The organism is Streptomyces sp. NPDC087300, from assembly GCF_044744425.1.
Lineage (GTDB): Bacteria > Actinomycetota > Actinomycetes > Streptomycetales > Streptomycetaceae > Streptomyces.
Genome location: NZ_JBIUYI010000006.1, coordinates 140522 through 159720, shown reverse-complemented (window position 1 = coordinate 159720; position 19199 = coordinate 140522). Strand labels below are relative to the sequence as shown.

The following is a 19199-nucleotide window of genomic DNA, read 5'->3' as shown; positions in this document are numbered from 1 at the left end:
TACTGATGGCCATCAACGGGTCACCGCTGACTCGAGCGCGCTACCAGGACTATGAGTTGTTCATGGCGCGCAGACGTCGCGACGTGGTGGACAATTTGCGGGAGGACTCACCGGAAGAGGCGCGGCAAGCGCTCCATGTGCTGAGCACACTAGACCCCGGCGCCAGTCGTGACCCACTAGTAGCCAGAGCCTCCAACCACCTACTGGAGCTTGAGGTCGCCCGCCGTCTACAACATCTGTTCCCAGCGACGGAATTGTGTGACGGCCCCAATGATCAAGGGGTAGATGCTGTTGTTCCGACCGGCGGCTCCCGCATTGGTGTCCAGATCAAAGGCGGAACTGGGAGCGTCCCTCTCAGTGCCGTCGATCTTCGCCGCATCGTGAATAGCGCGTCCAGCAGCCGAACGAGGCTTGGCGGCCCTGTAATCGATGGTCTTCTTGTCGTGACGAACCGGGCGCTCCCTGGCCACATGGCCAGGAGGATCAGGGAGCTTAGCGCGGTCATACCGACTGGCGTGGTCCGGTGGGTAGACGAGCAAGATGATCAAGCTCTCGAAGCAGCACTCCGAGAGCTATCCGGAAGACTTCGCCCACCCAGTTGACCGCCCCTCGCCCTGAACCCACCACTCACCCCAGCTCCCATCCCGTCCGCCGTCGACCCACACACCGTGGAGTGGGCGTGGTTCAGGGCGTCAAGGTGGAGCGCGCCACTGTACGAACGACCTTGACGCCCTGGGCCTCGTCCGCTCGGCTCTGCCTGGGTCGATGGCGGACGGGATGGGAGCTCCCCCACGCACGCCACACTCGGCCGGCACTCGCCAGCGGCGCCCCCGCCATCCCAGAGTCAGAGCGCCCCCGCCGGAGGCATGTCCTTGACCGGGGCCGCGCTGGTTGCAGTGCTCGCCTCATGGCCTCGGCCCTATCCACGCGTGGGCGGGCGTTGGCGCAGCCGGGGCGGAGCGGGCCGAAGGCAGGAGCGTCGCCCCGAGCGGAGCCAGGAGCCCGCCCGGCGGAGCGGAGCGCAGCCGGGACTTGATGAGGTAGAGAAACTTGTAACAGCTCAGGCATCCACCGGCAGAGGATCAGACGTCTCGTCGGTGAGTCCGTGATCGACTACGGAGGTTGCGCGTTGGGCTAGCCAGCCTGAGACACGTGGTCCGCCGTTGACGGCGTTGCCTTGTAGGACAGTGCGCACATGCTGAAAGCCCTGGCCCAAGTAGTAGCGCTGAAGCGGCTCGTTCGTCGTCCACGCGTCGAGGCGAATCCACTTGGCGCCCGCTCGGTAACCGCGGCTGCTCGCCCAATCCAGCAACCGACCGCCCCAGTTCTCGCCCGCGTAGTCGCGTGACACCGTCAGCTTGTTGACGAACAACGACGGCTCCGCCAACTCCTCCTCCGTCCACAACCCTTCTTCAGCATCGGGGGTGAGGGTGAGAGTCCCGGCGGTCCTTGCACCGTCCCTGAGCATGAAGACGGTGCCCTGCTCAATGGTCTTCAGCAGGCGATCGGCGGGATAGGGGCGGCTCCACTGGTCGCTTCCGAGACGGCCTATCCAGGCTGCGGCCTCCTGACGGAAGGCAAGCAGGTGTTGCAGGTCATCGGGAGTGGCACCGGTGATCTTCATTCGGACTCGCCCTCGCCCCTGCCGGACAGGTCGCCGATCTCGTAGTTCATCCGGTTCAGATCCCCGCGCAGCGTCGTGATCGTGCACCGGATGGGGCGGTCGTGCGAGTAGCCCGTCCGGGTCCAGAGCATCACGGGTACGCCAGCGCCGATCTCCAAGAGCCGCGCCTCGTCGGGTGTGGGCATGCGCGTCGACAGCTCATCGCGATAGCCGAACTGCTCGAAACCCAAGCTCTTGAGGTAGCGCGTCGTGCCCTCGGCGATATCGCCCGGCTCTCCCAGGCGCGGGGCCTCGGCCAGGAGCCAGTCCGGATAGTGCGTGGCCTGAGTCGACCAAGGGACGTTGTCCACGAACCGGTGGCAGAACCGCAGCACCGAGCGGGACCCGGTCTCGATCTTCAAGCGCGTCGCCACGTACTCAGGTGTGGTGGTGAGCTCGACCCGGAAAGTCTGGTGAGGGCGTCGACCCGCGTTGGTTACATCAGTAGAGAACGCATCCCCGGTCTGCGGGAACGTCAGGTTCTCGAAGCGCGATGCGTTCAGCTCGAACACCTCGTGCTTGCGCACCTCGTAGCCAAGTCCCTGACTGGACGCGATGAGGCCCTGACTGACCAGCAAGTTCAGCCCTGACCGCACGGTGTTGCGCGAGGCATCGAACCTTGCCGCGAGCTCGGCCTCGGAGGGCAGCCGAGAACCAGGTCCGTAGGTGCCATTGTCGATCTCGCGACGCAGGGCGTCGGCCACCTGCTGGTACTTCGGCTGCTTGCTCATGTCTCCATCATGACGCACTCGGTCAACTTGTTGGTACATGTTCGCGCGAAGTGCTTGACGTCTCACGCTCGGTGGATCACTCTCTACGTGTCAGCTTGTACCAACAAGTTGAGCAAGAGGTCCAAAGGGCCTGAGTCTGCACTCAAGGGGACAGCTATGCCTTCCTTCAAGATCGACCTTTCGACCGCCGTGGTGTTCGTGGCGACCGCGCCGGAAGCGAAGATGGCCAACAAGAAGACCGGTGAGCGGGCGGTCGACCGCGAGACCAACGCGCCGCTGTCGACGGTGGGCCTTCTCGTCTCGGACGAGGGAGACGGCAACCTGTACCAGGTGACCGTCCTTGAGACGGGCCTCCCCTCCGAGGGCCTGACGCCGGGGACGCCGGTGAAGGTGGTCGGCCTCAAGGCCCGTGACTGGGAGAACGAGTTCAACGGCCAGAAGCGGCACGGCATCTCGTTCCGCGCGGCCGCGATCATGGCGGCCTGAGTCATGGCTGACGTGATCACCTGGTTAGGTGCGGGCGGCGCGGCATCGGTGACCGGTGGCGCCCTCTACGCCCGCGTCCGCGCGCCGCGCCTGTACTGGGCAACGGTGGGTCTGCCGATGACCTGGGGCCGGTTCTCCTTCTCGTACCGGAACACGATGGATGTGTGCGGGCTGACGGTGCAGCCGTCCGGCTTGCGGGCGTTCATGTCGCGCCGGATCGCTCGTGAGGTGCGGCCGGTCGCTCCGAAGATCCGCCGGGTGCGGTTCACCTCGACCGGTCTTCGGGTGACGCTGCGGCTGCCCGCCGGGATGGAACCCGCAGATCTGGCGGCGGCCTCCGAACGGCTGCGGCACGCCTGGGGCGTCCACGCGGTCCACGTGATCGCCACCAAGCCGGGCTACGTCGAACTGCGCATGACCGGCTTCGACGTACTGAGCCGGGTGCGGATGCCCCGCAAGACCGCCCCGCGCGAGCTGGTCGTTCCGGTCGCGCTTCGGGATGACGGCACCGCGTACGAGCGGGACTACCGCAAGATCCCTCACGCGCTCACGCTGGGCGCGAACCAGTCCGGTAAGTCGATGTACCAGCGCAACCTGATCAAGGGTCTGGCCCAACTGCCCATCGCGCTGGTGGGGATCGACTGCAAGCGTGGTGTGGAGCAGTCCCGGTACGCCCCGCGCCTGTCGGCGCTGGCCACGAATCCGGACGATGCCGCCTCGCTGATCGATGTCCTGGTGGCGGAGATGGAAGACCGCTTCGATCTGCTGGCCAAGCACGGCGTCTCGGACGTGTGGGAGCTGCCTGAGTACGCGCTTCCGGCGCCGGTCGTGGTCCTGGTCGACGAGATCGCGGAACTGTTCCTGATCTCCTCCAAGAAGGATGAGGAACGTCGCGAGCGCATCGTCACCGGCTTGATCCGCCTGGCCCAGCTCTCCCGCGCGGTCGGCATCTACCTGGAGATCTGCGGCCAGCGGTTCGGCTCCGAGCTCGGCAAGGGCGCCACCATGCTCCGCGCCCAGCTCACCGGCCGCGTGGTCCACCGGGTCAACGACAAGCAGACCGCCGAGATGGGCCTGAACGACGTGGCCCCGGAGTCTGTCCCGGCCGCGTGCACGATCCCCGCTGACCGGCCTGGACAAGCGGTCGCCGCTGATTCCTCCGGCGGCTGGGGTCGCATCCGCACCCCGCTCACCTCGGTCGAGGACACCGTTGCGGTCTGCCGGGCGACCGCGCACCTGATCCCGGACCTTCCGGCCCTGGAGCCCTTCCGCCCGGCCCTCGCTGCGGTCCCGGCGTCGAAGATTCCGCCGATGCCGACCACGGCTCCGGCCATTCCCTGACACCCCTCCCGCACCACGGTCGGCGTGACCGCCTCGCGCCAGGTCCCTACCCCTCCCATGCCTGAACACGAAAGGAGGTGACGAACCATGCATCGCTCGATCCGTCCGGACGCCGTGCTCGTCCAAGCCGTGATCGCCGGGGCCTTGTCCTTCTCCCACCTGCACGACCTGGCCGAAGCCGCCGGACAGACCGGCTGGCAGGCGTGGGCCTACCCGGTCAGCGTCGACCTGCTCTTGGTCGCGGCCTGGCGCCGTCTGCGGACCGCTCGCAAGGACCGCGCGGCCTGGACCTGGTTCGTGATCGCCCTGTTCGCCTCGCTCGGCGCCAACATCGCCACCGCCGGACTGCTCGACCTCGATGCCGTTCCTGCCTGGCTCCGCATCGTGGTCGCGGGCTGGCCTGCCCTGGCCTTTCTTGGCGGAACGCTCCTGGTCCACACCCCCGCCGATGCCACCCCGGACCCGGCGCCCGCAGCTGCTGAGAAGCCGCCCTCCGTCGACCTGCACCGCACCGCCACCGATCCTCAACTCGACCCGGTGGAGCAGCTGGAACCTTCCGTGGAACCGGCCGCCGCTGCCTCGGCTCCGATGCCAGACCCGGCCCCGGTGACGGTCCCGCCGGCACTTCTCGACCACGCCCGGCAGCTCGCCGAACGCCACCGCACGAGCACCGGCAGCACGCTCCCGGTCGCGGACCTGCGTGCCCAACTCGGGCTCCCCGCGCCGGTCGTCGACTCCATCGCCGCCCAACTCCAACTCGCCTGAGCAGAAAGGAACAGCCCCTCATGACCGCTTACCGCCGCTTCCGCGACGTCCGCAAGTTCGGACCGGTCCAGGTCGCCACCTTCTACGACGGCCGTGGGCGCGACCGCCACGCCGCGGCCTGCACCGCGCCCCGCTGCGACTTCTCGACGGAGTACGACAACCGTTCCGCCGCCGAACTCGCCGCCCGCACCCACCGCTGCACCGCCTAGGAGACCTCGTGGACGTCCCGCTCTGGCTCGCCCTGCTCGCCGTCGGAGTCCTCGGCATCAAGCTCGTCCGCCCGCCGTGGTGGCTGGTGACCCTGCTCCTGCTCGGCGGCTACCTCATCGCCGGAAGCTTCCTCGGCCCCGCCGTCGACTCGCTCATCAACTGACGCTCCACAGAGAGGAGATCACCGATGTTCACGCCCAAGGTCCCGGCCAACGAGATGCCGACCGGCGAGATCATCCCCATCATCGCTACTGCCGCGCACGGCCACCCGCAGGCCCCGGTTGCCTGCCACTGCCACCACCAGGCGCCCGCCCCGGCCCCGCCCTCGCGCCCGGCCGTGCGGGTCACCCCTGCCACCGTGCTCACCGGTGCCGCCGTGGTCCTGGTCGTCGGCGCCGTGCTCGTCTCCATGCTCCTGGCCGTCGCCATCACCGCGGGCTCGCTCGCCGTCGTCGCGCTCGTCGTCCGCTCGCTCATGAACAACGAGGCCAAGCGCCGCTAACGGCCCCCGGAGCGGCCTCAACCGCCAAGTTTCCGCCGCTCCGGGCGCCTGCACCACTTCCAGATCCAACGGACCCGAAAGGGAAAACCCATCATGCCGCAGCACGCCCCGAGCCGTCCGGTCTGCCGCAACTGCGACGGATTCCCGACCGTCGCCATCACCACCGGTACCCACCACCGCGACGGCTCCCGCGTGACCGTCCGCGCCACCTGCCGCGCCTGCAACGGCACCGGTCACACCGCCCCGTCCGCCACGCTCACCCGCGCCGGACGCTGAGCATGACCGACACCGCCACGATGGCGGGCCTGGACCCGGCCACCCTCGCCGATGTGCTGAGGGTGGCCGGGGCCCCGGGCTTCGACCGCGTCCAAGACCAGATCCGCCGCACCGGCGGCTGCTCCGACCCGATCCACCTGCACGGCACCACGGTCACCCGTGACCGCACCACCGGCCAGGTCCTCTACGCCTACTCCACCGACACCGAGCCGGGCGGCAAGCTCCGAGTGGCCTGCGGCAACCGCCGGGCCTCCCGCTGCCCGTCCTGTGCCTGGACCTACGCGGGCGACACCTACCACCTGATCCGCGCCGGACTCGTCGGCGACCCCGCCAAGGGCACCCCGCCCACCGTCCGCGAACACCCCCGCGTCTTCGCCACCCTCACAGCCCCGAGCTTCGGCCCCGTCCACAACCGCCCCGGCACCCGGCCCTGCCGCTGCGGCGCCCGGCACACGGAGGACGCGCCCGAGCTGGGCACCCCGCTCGACCCCGAGTCGTACGACTACGACGGAGCGGTGCTGTGGAACAACCACGCCTCCGAGCTGTGGCGCTTCTTCACGATCTACCTGCGTCGCGAGATCGCCGCCCTCGCCGGGCTCACCCAGAAGGCGGCCAAGGAACAGTCGCGTCTGTCCTTCGGCAAGGTCGCCGAGTACCAGAAGCGGGGCGCCATCCACTTCCATGCCGTCATCCGCTTCGACGGTCCGGAAGGCCCCGACACCTCACCCCCTCACTGGGCCACACGCCAGTTACTGACCGACGCCATCCACGCCGCGGCTGCTCGCGCTCGCGTCGACCTGCCCGCCTCCGGTGACCACTCCGCCCGTGTCCTGTGCTGGGGCGACCGACTCGATGTCCAGCCGATCAAGGCGTTCGGGGACGGCTCGGAGATCACGGAACAGGCCGTGGCTTCGTACGTCGCCAAGTACGCGACCAAGGCCGCCGAGACCACCGGCACCGTCGACCGCCGGATCGGCAACAAGGAAGCGCTCGACCTCCTCGGCGTGCCCGACCACCCTCGACGCTTGATCGAAGCATGCCTCGACCTGCACCACGCTTACCCGGACCGCAGGCTGCGCGACTGGGCTCACATGCTCGGCTTCCGGGGCCACTTCTCCAGCAAGTCGCGCCGCTACTCCACCACCCTCGGTGCCCTCCGCCAGGTCCGCGCCGACTACCGCGCCGCCCAGCACCGCGCGGCCCTCGGCCTGCCCGACCCCGGCGAGATCCCCGGGGAGACCACGCTCACCCTCGCCCACTGGACCTACGCCGGACACGGCCACACCTCCGGTGAGTCCTGGCTCGCCGCCAGCATCCGCCGCGACATCGAACAGAACCGAGAGATCGCTCGGCAGGAGCTGCCCGCACAACTCGACATGGAAGGAGCCCTCGCGTGACCACCGCAACTGCCGAACTCCTGACGGTTCCTGAGGCCATGGCTCGACTCAAGCTGGGCCGGACCAAGGTCTACGACCTGATCCGTACGAAGCGCCTGGTATCCATCACCGAGGGACGCGCGCGGCGTATCCCAGAGGTTTCGTTGCAGGCCTACGTCCGGTCCCGTCTGGAAGAGGCGGCCTGATGGCCAAGCGACGCAGCAGGGGAGACGGCGGCCTCCACTGGGACGACAATCGGGAACGCTGGATCGCGACGGCCAGCCTTGGCTTCGACCCCAGTGGCAAGCGCATCGTGAAGCGGGCCAGCGGCAGGACCAAGACGGCTGCCAAGGCCAAGCTCAAAGAGGTTCTGCGGGACTACGAGGACGGCTTGGCCATCGCGCCCACCGGCTACACGGTCAGAGATGCTGTGACTGACTGGCTCGCGTACGGGCTCAACGGCCGCGACGCCTCGACGGTCGGGACGAACACGATCCTCTGCAACACCCACGTGATCCCGGCCCTGGGCGCCCGCAAGCTCCGTGATCTCAGCGCGGACGACGTGGACAGGTGGCTCGCCGACAAGTCCAAGGTGCTCAGTACGCGCTCGCTGGAAGCCATCCGGTCCTGCCTGAACCGTGCGGTCAAGCGGGCCATGGCGCGGGACAAGGTGAAGCGCAACGTCGTCGAGCTGTGCTCGGTCCCCACCGGGCGTCCGGGGCGGCCGTCCAAGTCCCTCACGCTGAAGCAGGCCGACGCCGTGCTCACGGCGGCTGAGGACTCCCCGCTCTACGCCTACATCGTGGTCTCACTCCTCACAGGCGGCCGAACCGAGGAGATGCGCCCTCTCGGCTGGGACCACGTCGATCTCGTCGGAGATCCGACCGCGACGCCCGAGATTCCGCCGCACATCGCTGTCTGGCGCTCGGTCCGGAGCTCTGGAGACACGAAGACCCGGAAGTCCCGTCGCACGCTCGCGCTGCCCGGTCGGGCTGTCGACGCTCTGGAGATCCAGCGGGAGCGTCAGGGCTGGCAGCGCCTCGCGGCCGGTGACCAGTGGCAGGAAACCGGGCTCGTCTTCACCTCGGCCACGGGAACCGAGCTGGACGCCGCGAACGTCCGGCGTGAACTGCGAAAGGTCCTCGCTCGTGCCGCAGAGCTGCCAGGCATGGACGTCGAGCCCCACGTGATCAAGCCTGACGAGTGGACCACTCGCGAGACCCGGACGTCCTTCGTCTCGATCCTGTCGGACCGGGGGATCCCGCTCGAAGAGATCTCGCGGCTCGTCGGCCACTCCAGCACGGCCGTCACGGAGGAGGTCTACCGGAAGCAGATCCGCCCGGTGATCCAGACCGGGGCGACCGCCATGGACGGCATCTTCGGGACGCCACCGCCTCCGAAGCGGTAGTCACGCAGTTAGTCACGCAAAACGAGTCAGAGGCAGTGCACCACGTGGTGCACTGCCTCTGACCTTTTACTTAGCTGTCGGGGTGGCGGGATTTGAACCCACGACCTCTTCGTCCCGAACGAAGCGCGCTGCCAAGCTGCGCTACACCCCGATGTCGTTGCTCCACTGCCCCCGCTGAAGCGCAGGCCGTGGCGACATCGATTACTTTAGCGGACCGGCGGCCGGAGACGAAATCCGGTTTCTGGGCCTCGTACGTAGGGGCGGATCAGGTCGAGGCCGACCAGGAGCAGGGCCAGGGCGTAGAAGGCCAGGCCGAAGATGACCGCGTTGCCGAGGACCCCCGCGTAGCCGTGTACGTCGACGTCCAGGAACGGGTAGGGGTAGCGGGCCGTGGAGCCCGGGGCCAGGAGTGCCCCGCGGGTCAGGGCGAAGACCAGGTACGCCCCGGGGTAGATCATCCAGAGGCCCGCATGGCGTAGGCGCAGGCCGCCGGGGGCGACCAGGAGCAGCCAGTCCAGGGCCACGCCGATCGGCGTCACCGTGTGCAGGAGCTGGTTGGAGGCCGAGCGCCACCCGGAGAGGGTCTCGGCGCCGTCCGTCATGGCGAAGCCGCTCGCGTCGTTGGCCAGGACGAGGTGGTAGACGAGGCCCGTGATCGCGATGAACAGGAGCGTGCCGCCGGTCACCCAGGCAGGGAGCGGGCGGCGGCCCAGCCAGGCCCGCCACGCGGAGAGGCCGAGGACCACCGCCACCACCACGTTGCTCTGCACCGTGAAGTAGCTCAGGACGCGTGGCGGGCTGCCGACGGCCAGGTCGATGACGATCCCGGTCAGTGCGGCGAGTGCGATCAGGGTGCGGAGGGCTGCGGCGAGGGGGCGGCGCTTGTGCGGCACGACCGCCTCCGCCGGGACACCCGCGGAATTCGGCGCGATCATGCACCCCACCGTAAGCACGGTAGCTGTCGAACGCCCGCCACGACTCCGCCCGCTGTGGCGACGCCCTCAGACCACCGGCGCCAACGTGAGCAACGTCGCCTCCGGCGGGCACGCGAACCGCATCGGCGTGTAGCGGCTGGCCCCGCAGCCCGCCGACACGTGCATGAACGACGTACGCCCCTCGGACTCGTGCATGGAGAGGCCCTTCACGCGGGCCGTGTCCAGGTCGCAGTTGGTGATCAGGGCGCCGTAGAAGGGGATGCACAGCTGGCCGCCGTGGGTGTGGCCCGCGAGGACCAGCGGGTAGCCGTCCGCGGTGAACGCGTCCAGCGAGCGCAGGTACGGCGCGTGGACGATGCCCATCGAGAAGTCGGCCGCCGAGTCGGGACCGCCCGCCACGCGCGCGTAGCGGTCGCGTTTGATGTGCGGGTCGTCCAGGCCGGTGAGCCCGATCTCGTAGCCGTCGATCTTCAGCGAGCCCCGTGTGTTCGTGAGGTTCACCCAGCCCGCCGCGTCGAACCCGTCGCGCAGGCCCTCCCAGGGGTTGTGGATGACGCCGACCGCCGGTGCGTTGCCGTTCAGGCCGTGCCTGCCCTGGGCCTTCTCGAAGAGGTAGCGGGCGGGGTTGCGCAGCTTCGGGCCGTAGTAGTCGTTCGAGCCGAAGACGTACGCCCCGGGGAACTGCATCAGCGGCCCGAGCGCGTCCAGCGTCTCCGGTACGCCCTCCGGGTCGGACAGGTTGTCCCCGGTGTTGACCACGAAGTCGGGGCGCAGGCCCGCGAGCGAGCGCAGCCACCGCTGCTTCTTGCGCTGGCCCGACACCATGTGGATGTCGGAGACCTGAAGCACTCTCAACGGCCGCATCCCCGCGGGCAGTACGGGCACGGTGACCCGCCTCAGCCGGAAGGAACGGGGCTCGATGCCCACCGAGTAGACGAGGCCGGCCGCGGCCGTCGCCGTGATGCCCAGAGGTACTGCGTATCGCGCGCGCATTCCCCCATCGTGTCAGACACCGGGCGTCCCGAACCTGGAGGGGACCCGCGGCCAACCCCTGCGCGCCCCCGGGAAATCGGCGGGCAGGAAACCACCCGCACCTGCCACAATCAACCCATGACCACGCTCAAGTCGAAGCTTCAGGAAGACCTCACCGCCGCGATCCGGGGGCGTGACGAGCTGCGCTCCTCGACGCTCCGGCTGACCCTCACCGCGATCACGAAGGAGGAGGTCGCGGGCAAGGAGGCGCGTCAGCTCTCCGACGACGAGGTGCAGAAGGTGATCGCCCGCGAGGCGAAGAAGCGCCGTGAGGCGGCCGAGGCGTTCGCCGACGGCGGCCGCGCCGAGCAGGCCGCGAAGGAGAAGGCGGAGGGCGAGATCCTCGCCGAGTACCTGCCCAAGCAGCTCTCCGACGACGAGCTGGGGGCCATCGTCGCCCAGGCCGTCGAGGAGGCCAGGGCGGCCGGCGCGGAGGGCCCGCGCGCCATGGGCCAGGTCATGAAGATCGTGAACCCGAAGGTCGCGGGCCTCGCCGAGGGCGGCCGCGTCGCCGCCACGGTCAAGAGGCTCCTCGCGGGCTGAGCCGGGCCGCCACCAGCGGCAGGCGCGAGACCGCGCCGCGCGCGACCACCGTGACGGCCACACCGCCGCGCCAAGCGCGCGACCGCGCCGACCGCGACCGTCCCGCCAAGCGTGACCGCCGCGACACCACACGCCAAACGCGATGAGGGCGCTCCCCTGAACCGGGGAGCGCCCTCATCGTCGTACGACCGCACCGCCTGCCGCGGCGGAGCCGATCCCGTTACCGGGGCCAGCCCCCGATCCCGCCACCGTTCCCGTGACCGCCGCCGTCCCCGAGGCCGCCGATCAGGTCCGGCCAGGGGCTGCCGCCACCATCGCCGCCACCGTTGTTGCCACCACCGTTTCCGCCACCGGTCCCGCCGCCGGGCTTGCCGTCGTCGCGGTCGCGGCCCTTGTCCTTGTCCTTGTCGCCGCCGGGGATGTGGACCGTGTTGAAGCCAGGGGCGGGCTTGCCCGTGAGGGCGCCGCTCATCGCGTCACGCCAGATCGGTCCCGGCACCTCGCCACCGAAGACCTTCTCGTACGGGACTCCGCCGATGGTGATTTTGAACATCCGCCGCTTGTGCTGCGGGTCGCCGACCCAGACCGCGCCCGACATGTTCGGGGTGTAGCCGGTGAACCAGGCGGCGAAGCGGTAGTCCGTCGTACCGGTCTTGCCCGCGCTGGCGCGTGAGCTGAGGCCCGCGGTCTTGCCGGTGCCGTCCTCGACCACGCCCTTCAGGAGCGTGTTGACCGTGTCGGCCGTCTTCTGCGACATTGCGCGAGAGCACGTCGACTTCGGCACCGGCAGCGACTTGCCGCCGAGCGTGTTGATCGACTCGATGGCGATCGGCGTGCAGTACGTGCCGCGCGAGGCGAACGTCGCGTACGCCGACGCCATGGTCAGCGGCGAGACCTCCTGGGTGCCCAGGGCGATCGACGGGGTCTGCGAGAGCTTCTTGCCGTCGGCGCGCGCGACGCCCATCTTCGTGGCCATGTCCGTCACCGGGCAGATGCCGATGTCGCCGATGAGCTGCACGAAGTAGGTGTTGACCGACTTCGCGGTCGCCTCCTGCATGCCGTACGGGCCGACCTCGGCCTCGTTCTCGTTGACGAGCTTCTCGCCGCCCGCGTTCACCCAGTTCTTGCCGGTGCAGGTCGAGACGCTGTCCGGGTAGGGCATCTCGTACGGCGCGGAGTAGGTCTGCCCCGGGGACTTGCCGCCCTCGATGGCGGCGGCCGCGACGATCGGCTTGAACGTCGAACCCGGCTGGTAGCCGGCGCCGCCGCCCATGGCGTCGTCCACGGAGAGGTTGATCGTGGTCTCGTCCTTCTTGAAGCCGTAGGGCCGCGACTGGCCCATGCCGAGGATCTTGCCCGTGCCCGGCTCGACGATGGTGGCGGCGGTCGCCACTTCGTCGGTCTTGTACACGTGATCCTTTATCGACGCCTGCACCGATTCCTGGGTCTGCGGGTCGAGCGTCGTGCGCACCTTCAGGCCGCCGCGGTTCCAGACCTTGGCGCGCTCTTCCTTCGTCTTGCCGAAGACCGGGTCGTTGAGGAAGACCTCGCGTACGTAGTCGCAGAAGAAGCCGGCGCCGCTGACCGAGGTGATGCAGCCGTTCTTGGGGCGGCTCACCTTCAGGCCGAGGTCGGTCTTCTTGGCCTTGTCGGCGTCCGCCTGCGAGATGTCGTGCGTCTCGGCCATGCGCTGGAGGACGACGTTGCGGCGCTTGGTGGCCTCCGCGGCGTCGTTGACCGGGTCGTACCGGCTCGGGGACTGCACGATGCCGGCGAGCAGCGCGGCCTCCTGGACCTTCAGGTCCTTGGCGGGCTTGGAGAAGTACCGCTGGGCGGCCGCCTCGATGCCGTACGCCTGCTGCCCGAAGTAGGTGATGTTCAGGTAGTTCTTGAGGATGCGCTTCTTGCCGAGCTTCTCCTCGACCTGAATCGCGTACTTCAGCTCGCGGATCTTGCGGCCGATCGTCTGCTGGGTGGCCTCGGCGACCTTCGTCGGGTCGTCACCGGCCTCCTCCACGAAGACGTTCTTCACGTACTGCTGCGTCAGCGTGGAAGCGCCCTGCGAGACGCCGCCGCTCTGCGCGTTCTGGTTGAGCGCGCGCAGGATGCCCTTGAGGTCGACCGCGCCGTGCTCGTAGAAGCGCGCGTCCTCGATCGCGACGATCGCCTTCTGCATGTACGGCGAGATGTCCTTGAGCGGCACCACCGTGCGGTCACGCGAGTAGACCGTCGCGATGGATCCGCCCTTGTTGTCCAGGATGGTGGTGCGCTGGCTGAGCGGCGGCTGCTTCAAGTTGGCGGGGATCTCGTCGAATCCCTCGACCGAGCCCTTGGCCGCGAGGCCGAGCGCGCCCGCCGCGGGCAGCGCGATCCCGGCGAGCACCGCACCCGCCAGCACGCTGACCCCTAGGAACTTCGCGGCCTGTTGAGTCGGTGACAGGCCGCCGCCCGAGCGCTTCTTTCCCATGAGGGCAGCCTAATCCGTAGTCAACGGCGTTCCGAGGGAGCGAGTGTTCCTCGGGATGTTCATGTGCCGGATCGTGACATCTCGGGACAGCGCACGGTCCTGTCCGGAACCGGTTCGGAACAGGTTCGAGATCGGTTCCGAACCGGTTCCGGACCCGCCTGCCGAATTACCTGGTCGCGACTGTTTCAAGCCCCGCGGCTCCAAGATCGACCGAATTCACGCGCCGGGATGCGCATTGCCTACGTTCCGATTCGCCGGACAGGCCTCAATGCCTTGGCCTAAGCTGCTCTCAACTGTCACAGCAGTGCGGTTTGGCAACAAGCCCTCCGTCGCCCCCGAATCCGGCGGACCCCTGCCCGAATTGGCCTCATGTGACGCTTCGCGTCCGTTGTGACTCAACTGAACTGTCCCGGTATGCGGGATTAATCACGCATGTCGCCAGCTCACTCCGTCGGGTGATCTGCCGCTTACGCATAGTCCGTTCGGACCATTCAAGATTGGGCCCGAAGGGGGTGTTGCGCTGTGCCCACCTTCCGTAACGTCCTCAACTGGCGGCGGTGAATATGCCGCTGCCGCCGTGGGGGAGCCTCGATTCGGGAGAGGACGGCGCCGGTATGGGCTGGGTAACCGACTGGAGTGCGCAGGCGGCCTGCCGCACTACCGATCCAGATGAACTGTTCGTTCAAGGAGCAGCGCAGAACAGGGCCAAGGCGGTGTGCACCGGATGTCCGGTGCGGACCGAGTGCCTGGCCGACGCGCTGGACAATCGCGTCGAGTTCGGCGTGTGGGGTGGCATGACTGAGCGGGAGCGCCGCGCGCTCCTTCGCAGGCGCCCCACCGTCACCTCGTGGCGCAGGCTCCTGGAGACGGCACGCTCGGAGTACGAGCGAGGCACGGGCCTGCTGCCCGTGGACTTGGAGGACGAGGAGACGTACGAGAGCTACGCGGCAGTGGGCTAGCCCCCCGGGCCGATCGGCCCGGGAGAGTCAGCCTGCCAGCCGGTCCCCAATGGCCCGGAGGCCCGCGAGGTCGTGCACATCGCCCGGCAGCGCGGCCACTTCGGCCACCGCCACCTCGGGGTGGAGCGCGGTGAAGCGATCGCGCGTGTGCTGTTCACGCGCGAGCAGCCGCATGCGTTCGGCGTGCAGCCGGAGCAGCCCCGCGGTCAACTGCTCGACCGATGGATGAACCGACGGATGACCGGCCGACGCGCCGGGACCTGCGGGATCCGCAGTCTCTGCGGGAGCTGCGGAATCTGTCTGATCCACGTGATCTGTCTGATCCACGTGGTCCACGGGTTCTGAAGGGCCGGAATCGTCGGGGTCGCGTTGCTCGGGAGTCTGGAGGGCCTCGGGAGTCTGGGAAGCCTCGGAAGTCCGGGGGGCCTCGGAAGTCCCGTGATCCGTGGGGGAGTTACGAACCGGGTCACCGTCCGGGGCGTTACGAACTCCAACCTTCCCGTCCTCCTGATCCACAATGCGGCTCTCGTCAAGATTTTCCGCGGCGGCAAGCGCCCGCTCGGCCGACAGCTGGGCGGCGCCGCTGCCGTGCACACGGTTCAGTACGAGACCGGCCAGCGGCATGTCGTCGGCGGCCAGCCGCTCCACGAAGTACGCGGCCTCCCGCAGCGCGTCCCGCTCCGGCGACGCCACCACGAGGAACGCCGTCCCCGGCGCCTGCAACAGCCGGTACGTGGCGTCCGCGCGCGTGCGGAACCCGCCGAACATGGTGTCCATCGCGGCCACGAACGTCTGCACGTCGCGCAGCAACTGCCCGCCGAGCAGCTTGCCCAGAGCCCCCGTCATCATCGACATGCCCACGTTGAGGAACTTCATCCCGGCCCGGCCGCCCACCTTCGCCGGGGCCATGAGCAGCCGGATCAGCTTGCCGTCGAGGAAGGACCCGAGGCGCTTGGGCGCGTCGAGGAAGTCCAGTGCCGAGCGCGAGGGCGGCGTGTCGACGACGATCAGATCCCACTCGTCGCGCGAGCGCAGCTGCCCCAGCTTCTCCATCGCCATGTACTCCTGCGTGCCGGCGAAGCCCGCGGAGAGCGACTGGTAGAAGGGGTTGGCGAGGATCGCGGCCGCCCGCTCCTTGTCCGCGTGCGCCTCGACGATCTCGTCGAAGGTGCGCTTCATGTCGAGCATCATGGCGTGCAGCTCGCCGTCGCCCGCCACGTCCTTGACCTGCCGCGGCACGTTGTCGAGCTGGTCGATGCCCATCGACTGGGCGAGCCTGCGCGCCGGGTCGATGGTGAGGACGACGACCTTGCGGCCCCGCTCGGCCGCGCGCAGCCCGAGGGCGGCCGCCGTGGTCGTCTTGCCGACGCCGCCGGAGCCGCAGCACACCACGATGCGGGTCTTCGGGTCGTCGAGCAGCGCGTCCACGTCCAGCGCGCGTGCGGAGGCCAGCGACCGCGCGGCGTCGTCCGGAGTGCGGGCGCTGTCGGTGGTCCGTGCCGGGTCCGGGCTCATGAGATCCCTTGCTTCCGCAGTGCCGTGGCGAGCTCGTAGAGGCCCGCGAGGTCCATCCCGCCCGCGAGCAGCGGGAGTTCGTGCAGTGTCTGGCCGAACGCGGTGAGCACGGCGCGCTGGTCCCGCTCCAGGGCGTACCGCTCGGCGTACTCCGCGGCCTGTTCGAGCAGCGGGTCGACGAGCCGCTCGGCGGCGCCGCCCTTGCGGGCCCCGCCGAGCCCCGCGGCGGACAGCGACTTGGCGATGGCCGTACGCGGCGTCTGTTCGAGGCCGAGTTCGAGATCCGCCTCGTCGAGCAGCTCGGGCCGCACCATGTTCACGATGACGCGGCCCACGGGCAGCTGCGCGGCCCGCAGCTCGGCGATCCCGTCCGCGGTCTCCTGGACGGGCATCTCCTCCAGGAGCGTCACCAGGTGCACGGCCGTCTCCGGCGACTTGAGCACCCGCATCACGGCCTGCGCCTGATTGTGTATCGGCCCGATCTTGGCGAGCCCCGCGACCTCGTCGTTCACGTTCAGGAAGCGCGTGATGCGGCCCGTCGGCGGGGCGTCCATCACCACGCAGTCGTACGCGTAGCGCCCGCTCTTGTCCTTGCGGCGCACGGCTTCGCACGCCTTGCCGGTGAGGAGCACGTCCCGCAGCCCCGGCGCGATGGTGGTCGCGAAGTCGATGGCGCCGAGCTTCTTGAGCGCGCGGCCCGCGCCCCCCAGTTTGTAGAACATCTGGAGGTAGTCGAGCAGCGCGAGCTCGGGATCGATGGCGAGGGCGTACACCTCCCCGCCCCCGGGAGCGACGGCGATCTTCCGCTCCTCATAAGGCAGCGTCTCCGTCTCGAAGAGCTGCGCGATGCCCTGCCTGCCCTCGACCTCCACGAGGAGGGTCCGCTTGCCCTCCGTCGCGAGGGCGAGCGCGAGGGCCGCGGCCACCGTGGTCTTGCCGGTACCGCCCTTGCCACTGACGACCTGGAGCCTGCTCACGTATTCGAGCCTAACCAGTCGCCGCCCGAGCTACGCAGGAGCCCACCCTGAGCACCCCCCGACACCGGCTACAGTCGGCCACATGACCAAGTGGGAATACGCAACCGTGCCGCTGCTCGTCCATGCCACGAAGCAGATTCTGGACACCTGGGGCGAGGACGGCTGGGAGCTGGTCCAGGTCGTGCCCGGGCCGAACAACCCCGAGCAGCTCGTGGCCTACCTGAAGCGCGAGAAGCAGGCATGAGCGGGGCCGTCGAGGCGCGGATCGCCGAACTCGGCCTGACGCTGCCCGAGGTCGTGCCGCCGCTGGCCTCGTACCAGCCGGCCGTCCAGTCCGGCGTGTACGTCTACACCGCGGGCCAGCTCCCGATGGTGGAGGGCAAGCTCGCCGTGACCGGCAAGGTCGGCGCCGAGGTCACCGCGGAGGAGGCCAAGGAACTGGCCCGCGTCTGCGCGCTCAACGCGCTGGCCGCGGTCAAGTCGGTCGCCGGTGACCTGGACCGCATCGCGCGCGTCGTGAAGGTCGTCGGCTTCGTGGCGTCCGCCCCGGACTTCACGGGCCAGCCCGGAGTCATCAACGGCGCGAGCGAGCTCCTCGGTGAGATCCTCGGCGACAAGGGTGTGCACGCGCGCAGCGCCGTCGGCGTCGCCGTGCTGCCGCTCGACGCTCCGGTCGAGGTCGAGTTCCAGGTGGAGCTGACGGAGGCGTAGAACCTCTGACAGCGCCTGCCGGGACCTCTGTGGGCGTGGATCGTGGCCTCCGTAGGCACTGATCGTTGCCTCTCGAACATCAGCCCACTTGGGGATAGCCTCCGCCCATGGCAAATGGGCAGTGGTACCCCCCGGAGTGGCCCGACCGCATCCGCGCCCTGGCGAGCGGCGAGCTGACTCCGGCGACCCCGCGCCGCGCCGCGACCGTCATGCTGCTCAGGGACGGTGCGGAGCAGGGCGCCCCCGAAGTACACATGCTGCGCAGACGCGCCTCCATGGCTTTCGCCGGAGGCGCGTACGCGTATCCGGGCGGCGGCGTCGACCCGCGCGACGACGACCGCCTGGTGCGCTGGGCGGGCCCCACGCGCGCGTCCTGGGCGGCCCGCCTGGGCGTGGACGGCGAGGCCGAGGCGCAGGCGATCGTGTGCGCGGCGGTCCGTGAGACGTACGAGGAGGCGGGCGTCCTGCTCGCGGGCCCGACGGCGGACACCGTCGTCGGCGACACCACGGGCGACGACTGGGAGGCGGACCGCGAGGCCCTGGTGGCCCGCGACGTCTCCTTCGCGGAGTTCCTGGACCGCAGGGGTCTGGTCCTGCGCAGCGATCTGCTCGGCGCCTGGGCGCGCTGGATCACCCCGGAGTTCGAGCCCCGGCGCTACGACACGTTCTTCTTCGTGGCGGCACTGCCCGCGGGCCAGCGCACGCGCAACGCCTCCACGGAGGCGGACCGCACGGTCTGGATCCGCCCACCGGAGGCGGCCGCCCGCTACGACAAGGGCGAACTCCTGATGATGCCGCCCACGATCTCCACACTGCGGGCCCTGAGCCCCCACCCGACCCCGGCAGCGGCGCTGGCGGCGGCCCCGGCCCAGACCATGACTCCCGTACTGGCCGAGGCCCGAGTGGAGAACGGCAACCTGATCCTCTCCTGGCCGGGCCACGACGAGTTCACCAAACACATCCCGGGCAGCAAGGCGTGAGAAGCGCGGGACGCCCCGGGCTTGGCGGCCACGATCTCGCCCTGAGACCCATGCGGGGCGAGGGGGATGCCGGAGGCCCCACCGGCCCGCGGTCGCGGGTGCTCCTGAGGCGCCGGAGCGCGAGGAACGCTGCCGCACACTCCGGGGCCCGCGGCCGCGACCTCGCTCCGAGGCACATGCGGGGCGAGGGGGATGCCGGACGCCCCACCGGCCCGCGGTCGCGGGCGCTCCTGAGGCGCCGGAGCGCGAGGAACGCTGCCGCACACTCCGGGGCCCGCGGCCGCGACCTCGCTCCGAGGCACATGCGGGGCGAGGGGGATGC

The 19199-nt window shown here is 69.5% G+C and carries 22 protein-coding genes and 1 tRNA gene; 15 read left to right on the top strand and 8 right to left on the bottom strand.

Annotated features, from left to right (window positions below):
- Positions 1–1060 precede the first annotated feature (1060 nt).
- Both ACIO9J_RS25665 and ACIO9J_RS25660 read right to left on the bottom strand, forming a co-directional pair.
- The gene (locus tag ACIO9J_RS25665; protein ID WP_402004033.1) at positions 1061–1624 is read right to left on the bottom strand and encodes a GNAT family N-acetyltransferase; all 564 of its coding nucleotides are present in this window, start codon (positions 1622–1624) and stop codon (positions 1061–1063) included.
- Positions 1621–2394 (bottom strand): GntR family transcriptional regulator, encoded by a 774-nt coding sequence (locus ACIO9J_RS25660; RefSeq protein ID WP_402004030.1) that lies wholly within the window; start codon positions 2392–2394, stop codon positions 1621–1623. The genes ACIO9J_RS25665 and ACIO9J_RS25660 overlap by 4 nt, the downstream gene beginning before the upstream one ends.
- A gap of 156 nt (positions 2395–2550) precedes the next feature.
- Between ACIO9J_RS25660 and ACIO9J_RS25655 the strand changes: the two genes are divergently transcribed.
- The 10 genes from ACIO9J_RS25655 (at position 2551) to xerC (ending at position 8758) form a co-directional block, all read left to right on the top strand.
- On the top strand, positions 2551–2880 hold the full coding sequence (locus ACIO9J_RS25655) for a hypothetical protein (protein ID WP_402004027.1): 330 nt from the start codon (positions 2551–2553) through the stop codon (positions 2878–2880).
- Positions 2881–2883: 3 nt separating this feature from the next.
- Complete coding sequence (locus ACIO9J_RS25650) at positions 2884–4221, top strand: FtsK/SpoIIIE domain-containing protein (RefSeq protein ID WP_402004024.1); 1338 nt, start codon at positions 2884–2886, stop codon at positions 4219–4221.
- Positions 4222–4308: 87 nt separating this feature from the next.
- Positions 4309–4986, top strand: coding sequence for a DUF2637 domain-containing protein (locus tag ACIO9J_RS25645; protein ID WP_402004021.1), 678 nt, complete (start codon positions 4309–4311; stop codon positions 4984–4986).
- Between the two features lie 20 nt (positions 4987–5006).
- Entirely contained in the window at positions 5007–5195 is a 189-nt protein-coding gene (locus ACIO9J_RS25640; protein ID WP_402004019.1) for a mobile element transfer protein, read from the top strand.
- An 8-nt stretch (positions 5196–5203) separates the two neighbouring features.
- Positions 5204–5359: a hypothetical protein gene (locus ACIO9J_RS25635; RefSeq protein ID WP_402004016.1), complete on the top strand. Its 156-nt coding sequence runs from the start codon at positions 5204–5206 to the stop codon at positions 5357–5359.
- Between the two features lie 24 nt (positions 5360–5383).
- A complete protein-coding gene (locus ACIO9J_RS25630) occupies positions 5384–5698 on the top strand; it encodes a SpdD-like protein (protein WP_402004013.1) in 315 nt (104 codons plus the stop codon).
- A 93-nt stretch (positions 5699–5791) separates the two neighbouring features.
- Positions 5792–5974, top strand: coding sequence for a hypothetical protein (locus ACIO9J_RS25625; RefSeq protein WP_402004010.1), 183 nt, complete (start codon positions 5792–5794; stop codon positions 5972–5974).
- Positions 5975–5976: 2 nt separating this feature from the next.
- Entirely contained in the window at positions 5977–7371 is a 1395-nt protein-coding gene (gene repSA, locus ACIO9J_RS25620) for a replication initiator protein RepSA (RefSeq protein WP_402004007.1), read from the top strand.
- Complete coding sequence (locus ACIO9J_RS25615) at positions 7368–7556, top strand: helix-turn-helix domain-containing protein (protein WP_402004004.1); 189 nt, start codon at positions 7368–7370, stop codon at positions 7554–7556. Before repSA ends, ACIO9J_RS25615 begins: the two co-directional genes overlap by 4 nt.
- Entirely contained in the window at positions 7556–8758 is a 1203-nt protein-coding gene (xerC, locus tag ACIO9J_RS25610) for a tyrosine recombinase XerC (RefSeq protein WP_402004001.1), read from the top strand. Before ACIO9J_RS25615 ends, xerC begins: the two co-directional genes overlap by 1 nt.
- A gap of 77 nt (positions 8759–8835) precedes the next feature.
- Here the strand turns inward: xerC and ACIO9J_RS25605 are convergent.
- The 3 genes from ACIO9J_RS25605 to ACIO9J_RS25595 form a co-directional block, all read right to left on the bottom strand.
- Positions 8836–8909: transfer RNA gene (locus tag ACIO9J_RS25605), tRNA-Pro, on the bottom strand.
- Between the two features lie 55 nt (positions 8910–8964).
- Positions 8965–9693, bottom strand: a complete 729-nt coding sequence (locus ACIO9J_RS25600; protein WP_402003998.1) for a Pr6Pr family membrane protein — start codon at positions 9691–9693, stop codon at positions 8965–8967.
- A 66-nt stretch (positions 9694–9759) separates the two neighbouring features.
- Positions 9760–10686, bottom strand: a complete 927-nt coding sequence (locus ACIO9J_RS25595) for a metallophosphoesterase (protein ID WP_402003995.1) — start codon at positions 10684–10686, stop codon at positions 9760–9762.
- A 117-nt stretch (positions 10687–10803) separates the two neighbouring features.
- On the opposite strand from ACIO9J_RS25595, the gene ACIO9J_RS25590 reads away from it, so the two are divergent.
- Positions 10804–11268, top strand: coding sequence for a GatB/YqeY domain-containing protein (locus tag ACIO9J_RS25590; protein WP_402003992.1), 465 nt, complete (start codon positions 10804–10806; stop codon positions 11266–11268).
- A 220-nt stretch (positions 11269–11488) separates the two neighbouring features.
- On the opposite strand, the gene ACIO9J_RS25585 is transcribed toward ACIO9J_RS25590, so the two are convergent.
- Positions 11489–13735 carry a transglycosylase domain-containing protein gene (locus ACIO9J_RS25585; RefSeq protein WP_402003989.1) on the bottom strand — a complete coding sequence of 749 codons (2247 nt, stop codon included), beginning with the start codon at positions 13733–13735 and terminating at the stop codon, positions 11489–11491.
- A 614-nt stretch (positions 13736–14349) separates the two neighbouring features.
- Between ACIO9J_RS25585 and ACIO9J_RS25580 the strand changes: the two genes are divergently transcribed.
- Complete coding sequence (locus ACIO9J_RS25580; protein WP_016642765.1) at positions 14350–14694, top strand: WhiB family transcriptional regulator; 345 nt, start codon at positions 14350–14352, stop codon at positions 14692–14694.
- A gap of 27 nt (positions 14695–14721) precedes the next feature.
- Here ACIO9J_RS25580 and ACIO9J_RS25575 read toward each other — a convergent pair whose 3' ends face one another.
- Positions 14722–16209, bottom strand: a complete 1488-nt coding sequence (locus tag ACIO9J_RS25575; protein WP_402003986.1) for an ArsA family ATPase — start codon at positions 16207–16209, stop codon at positions 14722–14724.
- Entirely contained in the window at positions 16206–17186 is a 981-nt protein-coding gene (locus ACIO9J_RS25570; RefSeq protein ID WP_402003983.1) for an ArsA-related P-loop ATPase, read from the bottom strand. The genes ACIO9J_RS25575 and ACIO9J_RS25570 overlap by 4 nt, the downstream gene beginning before the upstream one ends.
- Positions 17187–17268: 82 nt before the next feature.
- On the opposite strand from ACIO9J_RS25570, the gene ACIO9J_RS25565 reads away from it, so the two are divergent.
- From ACIO9J_RS25565 to ACIO9J_RS25555, 3 genes are all read left to right on the top strand, one after another.
- On the top strand, positions 17269–17430 hold the full coding sequence (locus ACIO9J_RS25565; protein ID WP_003975360.1) for a DUF4177 domain-containing protein: 162 nt from the start codon (positions 17269–17271) through the stop codon (positions 17428–17430).
- On the top strand, positions 17427–17897 hold the full coding sequence (locus ACIO9J_RS25560) for a RidA family protein (RefSeq protein WP_402003980.1): 471 nt from the start codon (positions 17427–17429) through the stop codon (positions 17895–17897). Before ACIO9J_RS25565 ends, ACIO9J_RS25560 begins: the two co-directional genes overlap by 4 nt.
- Before the next feature lie 107 nt (positions 17898–18004).
- Positions 18005–18877: an NUDIX hydrolase gene (locus ACIO9J_RS25555; RefSeq protein WP_402003978.1), complete on the top strand. Its 873-nt coding sequence runs from the start codon at positions 18005–18007 to the stop codon at positions 18875–18877.
- The last annotated feature ends 322 nt before the right edge of the window (positions 18878–19199 follow it).

Coding starts and splice junctions, on each gene's coding strand:
- repSA (WP_402004007.1), top strand. CDS start 5,977: ATGACCGACACCGCCACGATGGCGGGCCTGGACCCGGCCACCCTCGCC.
- ACIO9J_RS25575 (WP_402003986.1), bottom strand. CDS start 16,209: ATGAGCCCGGACCCGGCACGGACCACCGACAGCGCCCGCACTCCGGAC.
- ACIO9J_RS25640 (WP_402004019.1), top strand. CDS start 5,007: ATGACCGCTTACCGCCGCTTCCGCGACGTCCGCAAGTTCGGACCGGTC.
- ACIO9J_RS25600 (WP_402003998.1), bottom strand. CDS start 9,693: ATGATCGCGCCGAATTCCGCGGGTGTCCCGGCGGAGGCGGTCGTGCCG.
- ACIO9J_RS25655 (WP_402004027.1), top strand. CDS start 2,551: ATGCCTTCCTTCAAGATCGACCTTTCGACCGCCGTGGTGTTCGTGGCG.
- ACIO9J_RS25555 (WP_402003978.1), top strand. CDS start 18,005: ATGGCAAATGGGCAGTGGTACCCCCCGGAGTGGCCCGACCGCATCCGC.
- ACIO9J_RS25630 (WP_402004013.1), top strand. CDS start 5,384: ATGTTCACGCCCAAGGTCCCGGCCAACGAGATGCCGACCGGCGAGATC.
- ACIO9J_RS25580 (WP_016642765.1), top strand. CDS start 14,350: ATGGGCTGGGTAACCGACTGGAGTGCGCAGGCGGCCTGCCGCACTACC.
- xerC (WP_402004001.1), top strand. CDS start 7,556: ATGGCCAAGCGACGCAGCAGGGGAGACGGCGGCCTCCACTGGGACGAC.
- ACIO9J_RS25565 (WP_003975360.1), top strand. CDS start 17,269: ATGACCAAGTGGGAATACGCAACCGTGCCGCTGCTCGTCCATGCCACG.
- ACIO9J_RS25585 (WP_402003989.1), bottom strand. CDS start 13,735: ATGGGAAAGAAGCGCTCGGGCGGCGGCCTGTCACCGACTCAACAGGCC.
- ACIO9J_RS25665 (WP_402004033.1), bottom strand. CDS start 1,624: ATGAAGATCACCGGTGCCACTCCCGATGACCTGCAACACCTGCTTGCC.
- ACIO9J_RS25560 (WP_402003980.1), top strand. CDS start 17,427: ATGAGCGGGGCCGTCGAGGCGCGGATCGCCGAACTCGGCCTGACGCTG.
- ACIO9J_RS25650 (WP_402004024.1), top strand. CDS start 2,884: ATGGCTGACGTGATCACCTGGTTAGGTGCGGGCGGCGCGGCATCGGTG.
- ACIO9J_RS25645 (WP_402004021.1), top strand. CDS start 4,309: ATGCATCGCTCGATCCGTCCGGACGCCGTGCTCGTCCAAGCCGTGATC.
- ACIO9J_RS25660 (WP_402004030.1), bottom strand. CDS start 2,394: ATGAGCAAGCAGCCGAAGTACCAGCAGGTGGCCGACGCCCTGCGTCGC.
- ACIO9J_RS25595 (WP_402003995.1), bottom strand. CDS start 10,686: ATGCGCGCGCGATACGCAGTACCTCTGGGCATCACGGCGACGGCCGCG.
- ACIO9J_RS25590 (WP_402003992.1), top strand. CDS start 10,804: ATGACCACGCTCAAGTCGAAGCTTCAGGAAGACCTCACCGCCGCGATC.
- ACIO9J_RS25625 (WP_402004010.1), top strand. CDS start 5,792: ATGCCGCAGCACGCCCCGAGCCGTCCGGTCTGCCGCAACTGCGACGGA.